Here is a 6,081-nt window from a genome sequence, read left to right as displayed (position 1 = left end):
GTGAAGGTGAAAGCGACTTTATTGGGTGGTGATGCCATTGAGGCGTATGTACTGGATGAAAGTGATTATCGGCTTTGGGTAGCAACCACACAAAATAATGCCTTTTCAAATGCAGGGTTGAGTTACATTAAAAGCATTACCCCGTTAGAGAGTAGTCATGAAACAGGCTGGTTTAACTTAACGGCGGGTAATTATTATATCCTGTTTGAAAACACCGTGTTTGGATCCGTGAAACCAGGATTGGCTGGTGGTTCTAGCAGTGTATCTTATTCTGTACTAACTAAATCGACGAAGAAGAGCTAAACACTCGGGTTGGTTGATTTCTAGTAGTGTTGAATAAAATGTCATAGTTTTGTTGGCTGAGTGCGCAATTGATTCTTAATTGATAGATTTATTATTGACTCTATCTCTGAGCAGGGTACAGTACGCCTCGTTCTCACGGAGAAACTTATATACAGATGACTAGTCATCTGGAGTCGTGAGGCAAAAATGGCGCGTTGGCAGAGTGGCTATGCAGCGGATTGCAAATCCGTGGACCTCGGTTCGACTCCGGGACGCGCCTCCAAATTTATGCCGGATCTCACTATGAGGTTTGACGGTTAAAGTCCGAAAAGCCAGCTTAATTGCTGGCTTTGTTGTATCTAATATTCCTGTTATTTTACTCTAATCAAAGATAAAAGTTATTAGATTATGTCGCGCTTGCCTTCTGCTACTTCGGTCATTTTGCTATAGCAACTTTGTAGGCTTTGCTTAGGCTCAAACCACGATAGTTTGTGCGCAAGCTGCGTAACGCTGCCGATAATGATGAGTGCTGGGCTTTCGGCGTGCGCCGCAATTATCTCTAATGTTTCTAATGAACAAGGTAGTACACGTTGGTTGTTGCTTGTACCGCGCTCAACAATCGCTGCAGGCGTCAGTGGCGACATACCGTTTGCTTCTAATCGACGACGAATTTCCCCACTTTGGCTAAGACCCATATAGAACACTAATGTGTTATTGGATCTTGCCAAGGAAGACCAATCGATTTGCTCTCTTTCTGATTTGAGGTGACCTGTCACAAATTGAACGCTTTGTGCGTGATCGCGGTGGGTGAGGGGGATCCCAGCATAAGCCGCACAGCCTGCAGCAGCAGTAATACCCGGTACAACCTCAAAAGGAATATCATAAGGAAGCAAAGCTTCAAGTTCTTCACCACCTCGACCAAAAATGAAAGGATCACCGCCTTTTAATCGAACAACGACTTGGCCTTTTAGCGCCTGTTCAACCAAAATTTGGTTAATACCATCTTGAGGTACACAGTGATTACCAGCTTGTTTCCCAACGAAAATCAGATTCGTTTTTTCGGGAATTAATCGGATGATTTCATTTGAAACCAGTCGGTCATAAACAACGACATCAGCTTGCTGGAGCATGCGTAGTGCTTTTACTGTCAATAGGTCGGGATCACCTGGTCCAGCGCCAACCAATATTACCTTACCTATCGTTGATTGAAGATTCAGGTGGCAGACTTTATTGTCGGTTGTCATTAGGCTTACTCCACTCGGCAATTTGAAACAAAATCGGTATTTAACTAAGGCAATCAGTGGTGCAGTATTCGCTACTGCACCGTGACGTTTAATTACGCTGTTTGTGGTGCTCTTGATGCATTCGCTTTTGCAGAATTCATGACTGGGCGTTGTGCTTTAGGTGTTGTAAACCAATAGCCTAGACCCATAAATACCACGCCTGAAATTGTATTGCCGATGGTTACCCATAATAGGTTGTGACCAATCCCAGCTAATGTAAATGCCTCTTTGTGTTCGCCGAACCAAGATAATGCAAATATAGTCATATTGGCAATAGAGTGCTCATAGCCAGAGGCAATAAAGGCCAATAAACACCACCAAATGGCGATAAATTTAGCAGAACCTTCAACACGCTGGCACATCCAGATAGCTAAGCAGACAAGCCAGTTACACAAAATGCCTTTGAACAAGAGAGCAGTGGCAGATCCTGATGTTTTAGCCATAGCCACATTGTTAAGTAGACTATTGGTATCAGGTAGTAGCTTTCCACCACCAGCATAAAAGAACAGCAGCGCAACACCAACAGAGCCGATGAGGTTGCCAGCCCATGTTTGTGGTAACACGCGTAAGGTATCAGTAATGGTAATTTGGCCTGTTTTTACACCAAAAGTGAGGAACATAGTGTGTCCGGTGTAAAGTTCTGAGCCTGCGATGATCACTAATGTTAAGGCAATACCAAAGGTACCACCCATGACTAATGGGCGAATCGAAGGGTCGACCAGATTACCCAAAGTGAAAATAAGGATAATTCCTAGACCAACATAAGCGCCTGCCATGGCAGAACTTAGCCAGAATCCAAACTTTTCCTTATCTGCAAAATCAACGATACGTGCAGCATTGGCTGAACATTTCTTAATCGTGTCTGCGTACATGCGTGTTTTCCTTTCTTAAATTTAAATCGAAATCTTTTTGGGATAGATAATGGCTTCTATACCTATTCCAAAAAGCAGGGAATTTTGATAACTGGTAAGCAAAATTCCCTGAAACTTAGCGTGAAGCTAAGGACTTATAGGTTTAAGCCGCGATTTGAACTTCGCTGTTAACTACTTGTACTTGGTAGCTTTTGACTGAAGCTTCTGCATTTTCAAGACAGCGACCATCTTTTAATGCGAAGCGTTGTTTCTTGAGAGGACTTGCCACCCAAAGCTCACCGTCATGCTCACAAATAAGGCCACGAGATAGCACGTTAGATTGTGCAAATGGGTCCATGTTGCTGATGGCGTAGAATGTGTCTGATGTATCTGGTCGGAACAACGCAACTTGCTCGCCATTAACTAACGCACAAACACCAGTGCCTGGAATGACATCATCTAGGTTGCAGGCTGTTATCCACTGACTCATGCGTGTTCCTCCACTGAAATGTTATAAACAGGCGACTTTTCTTCTGTTGTAGCAGGGCGGTGTTGTTCACGTTCAGAGACAAAGACAACATTGCTATCGCGTTCATCTGAGTTGATGAAGTGGCTAAAGCGTTTTAGTTGGTCATCGTTATCGAGCGTGGTTGTCCACTCACACTGGTAGCTTGCAATGAGCTTCTCTGCATCCGCTTCAAGTTGTGCATTAATGCCAAGCTTGTCGTTGATGATCACATCGCGTAGGTACTCAATTCCGCCTTCAAGATTGCCTAGCCAAACAGAAGTACGCTGTAGTTTGTCAGCGGTGCGTACGTAGAACATGAGGTAACGGTCGATGTATTGAAGCAGTGTTTCTTTGTCTAAGTCGGCAGCGAGTAAGTCAGCATGACGCGGTTTCATACCGCCATTGCCGCCTACATACATGTTCCAGCCTGCATCTGTTGCAATAATGCCTAAGTCTTTGCCCTGTGCCTCGGCACATTCACGGGTACAGCCAGACACACCGAACTTCATTTTGTGCGGAGTACGAATACCCTTGTAGCGGTTTTCAAGCTCGACTCCTAAGCCAACGCTATCTTGCACGCCGAAACGACACCAAGTACTACCCACACAGGTTTTCGCCATACGTAGGGCTTTTGCATAGGCTTGGCCTGTTTCAAAACCTGCAGCTATCAGCTTTTCCCAAATAACAGGTAAGTCGTCTTTTTGTGCGCCAAATAAACCAATGCGCTGTGCACCTGTAATTTTGGTGTATAGGTTGAACTCGCTGGCGACTTCAGCGACCGCCATTAAGCCTGCAGGCGTCACTTCACCGCCTGCCATACGAGGGATAACAGAATAGGTGCCATCTTTTTGCATATTGCCTAAAAAGATGTCATTGGTATCTTGCAGTTGAGTGTTTTCTTGCGTGAGAACGTAGTCATTCCAGCTTGATGCCAGAATTGAACCTACGGTTGGCTTACATACTTCACAGCCATAACCTTTGCCGTATTTTTTCAGTAGTTCATCAAAGGTTTTGATTTGCTCTACACGGATAAGGTGAAAAAGTTCTTGGCGAGAATATTCAAAGTGTTCACATAAGTGGTTTTTCACTTCGATACCAGATTTAGCCAGCTCTGCATTCAGTACTTGGGTAATAAGAGGTAAACAACCACCACAACCTGTACCTGCACCCGTCACCGCTTTGATCTCGCCAAGGGTAGTATGGCCATCAGCCACAGCCGTTGCTATCTTGCCTTTTGTTACATCAAAACATGAACAAATAACCGCGGAATCGGGTAGGGAGTCTGCACCCATTGCTGGTTTTTCAGCACCAGCATGTGCAGGTAGAATTAATGTATCTGGGTGTTTGGGTAATTCGATGTCATTCAGTTTTAACTGCAGTAAGTTACCGTAGTCAGAGGTATCGCCAACGAGCACAGCACCAAGCAACTTCTTACCGTCTTCAGAAACGATAATGCGTTTGTACACTTCTTCGCTTTCATCAAGGTATACGTAGCTCTTGCAGTTTGGTGTGCGGCCATTGGCATCACCGATACTGCCTACTTTCACGCCAAGCAATTTCAGCTTGGCACTCATGTCTGCACCTTCAAAAGTATTGTCGCCGCCAATTAAATTGCTAACGGCAACTTGCGCCATTTTATAACCAGGTGCGACAAGGCCGTAGAACATCTCATTCCAAGATGCACATTCACCAATGGCATAAACATCTTGATCGGATGTGAGACAGTGATCGTCAATAGCGATACCGCCGCGACGGCCAGTGGCTAAACCACACTGCATAGCAAGCTTGTCTTGTGGGCGAATACCGGTCGAGAACACAATGAAGTCAACCTCAAGCGATGTTCCATCAGCAAAGCGCATGGTATTGCGAGCTTCTGTACCTTCGGCAACGATCTCTTGCGTATTTTTACCGGTATGAACTTTTACGCCTAGTTTTTCAATTTTGTTACGTAGCTGCTCGCCACCTTGTGGATCTAGCTGTTCGGCCATCAACACAGGAGCAAATTCAATCACATGTGTTTCGACACCCAGAGCTTTTAGTGCGCCAGCAGCTTCCAAGCCAAGTAAACCGCCACCAACGACAACACCACTCTTGCTGCGTTTAGCTGTTGCTTCAATGGTTTTTAAATCTTCGATGGTACGGTAAACAAAACAGTCTTTACCTTCATTACCTTTAATCGGTGGAACCCAAGGGTAAGACCCCGTCGCCATAATTAGCTTGTCGTACTGAATTTCACGGCCGGTATTAGAGTGGATAATTTTCTGAGCGCGGTTGATGGTGATTGCACGTTCACCAATAAGAACATTGATGCCGTGTTTTTCGTAGAAGCCTTCTTTAACCAGTGAAAGCTCATCAGCGGTATGGTGCGAGAAGTAAGAAGACAGGTGAACCCTGTCGTATGCTATGCGTGGTTCTTCACAGAAAACAGTGACTTCGTAGTTTTCCATGTCTGCTTTATCGACTAATTCTTCGATATAGCGATGGCCTACCATACCGTTACCGATAATCGCCAATCTGACTTTGCTCATAATATCCTCTTAACAAAGGCGTTAAATCTGAGTTGATAGTAATAAGACAGGTTGTGAATAAATATGATGTAAATCAACTACAATTTTAAATAACCCCAAAGGGGTAGCGGTTAGTTAATCAATGATTTGGTCATTATTTGATGTTTTATGATCGGTATTTACGCTGTATTACGTTGTTTTATTACTAGATGTGAATAAAAAATGAATACTGTCGGGGTGAACATCAGTATGCGTTACTTTATTAACGCACACGCTTCAGCCAGATTGGTGATGATACATAGTATGCCGATCTGTGAAATGAGAGGGGATAGCGGTTTAGGTATCATGATTTTTTAACGGTTATAGCAAATGCGATAACTAGCCTTAACTCTAGAGTCATCCGATTACAGTAGGTAAAGAGGTTGATGAGTTAAGTAACCCCTACAAACGAATCTGTGCCAGCTAGATAGTGTGATATTTCAATAATTCTCGGAAATGTGATGTATTTGCCTTGTCGTTCGTACAACGGGAGGGGTTTATTATTTAAAGGATATTCCGCGAAATTGCTTATCTGCTTGTTTTTTAGCAAGTTACTTGGAGTATCATCGATCAATCTGAATATATATCATTCGCTGTGGGCTGCTTTTTAA

Annotated in this window: 4 protein-coding genes, 1 tRNA gene and 1 pseudogene; 2 read left to right on the top strand and 4 right to left on the bottom strand. The window is 43.9% G+C overall.

Annotated features, from left to right (window positions below; translation table 11 throughout):
• Both ASV53_RS18890 and ASV53_RS18885 read left to right on the top strand, forming a co-directional pair.
• Positions 1-303: pseudogene (locus ASV53_RS18890) on the top strand (hypothetical protein); the annotation flags it as partial.
• Positions 304-491: 188 nt separating this feature from the next.
• Positions 492-565: transfer RNA gene (locus ASV53_RS18885), tRNA-Cys, on the top strand.
• 118 nt (positions 566-683) lie between these two features.
• On the opposite strand, the gene cobA is transcribed toward ASV53_RS18885, so the two are convergent.
• The 4 genes from cobA to nirB form a co-directional block, all read right to left on the bottom strand.
• Positions 684-1,526, bottom strand: coding sequence for a uroporphyrinogen-III C-methyltransferase (gene cobA / locus ASV53_RS18880; protein ID WP_094957699.1), 843 nt, complete (start codon positions 1,524-1,526; stop codon positions 684-686).
• Between the two features lie 92 nt (positions 1,527-1,618).
• Positions 1,619-2,437, bottom strand: a complete 819-nt coding sequence (nirC, locus tag ASV53_RS18875) for a nitrite transporter NirC (RefSeq protein ID WP_094957700.1) — start codon at positions 2,435-2,437, stop codon at positions 1,619-1,621.
• Between the two features lie 142 nt (positions 2,438-2,579).
• The gene (gene nirD, locus ASV53_RS18870) at positions 2,580-2,906 is read right to left on the bottom strand and encodes a nitrite reductase small subunit NirD (RefSeq protein WP_094957701.1); all 327 of its coding nucleotides are present in this window, start codon (positions 2,904-2,906) and stop codon (positions 2,580-2,582) included.
• Positions 2,903-5,452, bottom strand: coding sequence for a nitrite reductase large subunit NirB (gene nirB / locus ASV53_RS18865; RefSeq protein WP_094957703.1), 2,550 nt, complete (start codon positions 5,450-5,452; stop codon positions 2,903-2,905). Before nirB ends, nirD begins: the two co-directional genes overlap by 4 nt.
• Between the last annotated feature and the right edge of the window lie 629 nt (positions 5,453-6,081).

It is taken from the genome of Photobacterium sanguinicancri (assembly GCF_002265265.1).
GTDB classification, from domain to species: domain Bacteria; phylum Pseudomonadota; class Gammaproteobacteria; order Enterobacterales; family Vibrionaceae; genus Photobacterium; species Photobacterium sanguinicancri.
The sequence above is the reverse complement of the archived record's forward strand: the minus strand, read 5'-3'. Positions and strand labels throughout refer to the sequence as shown.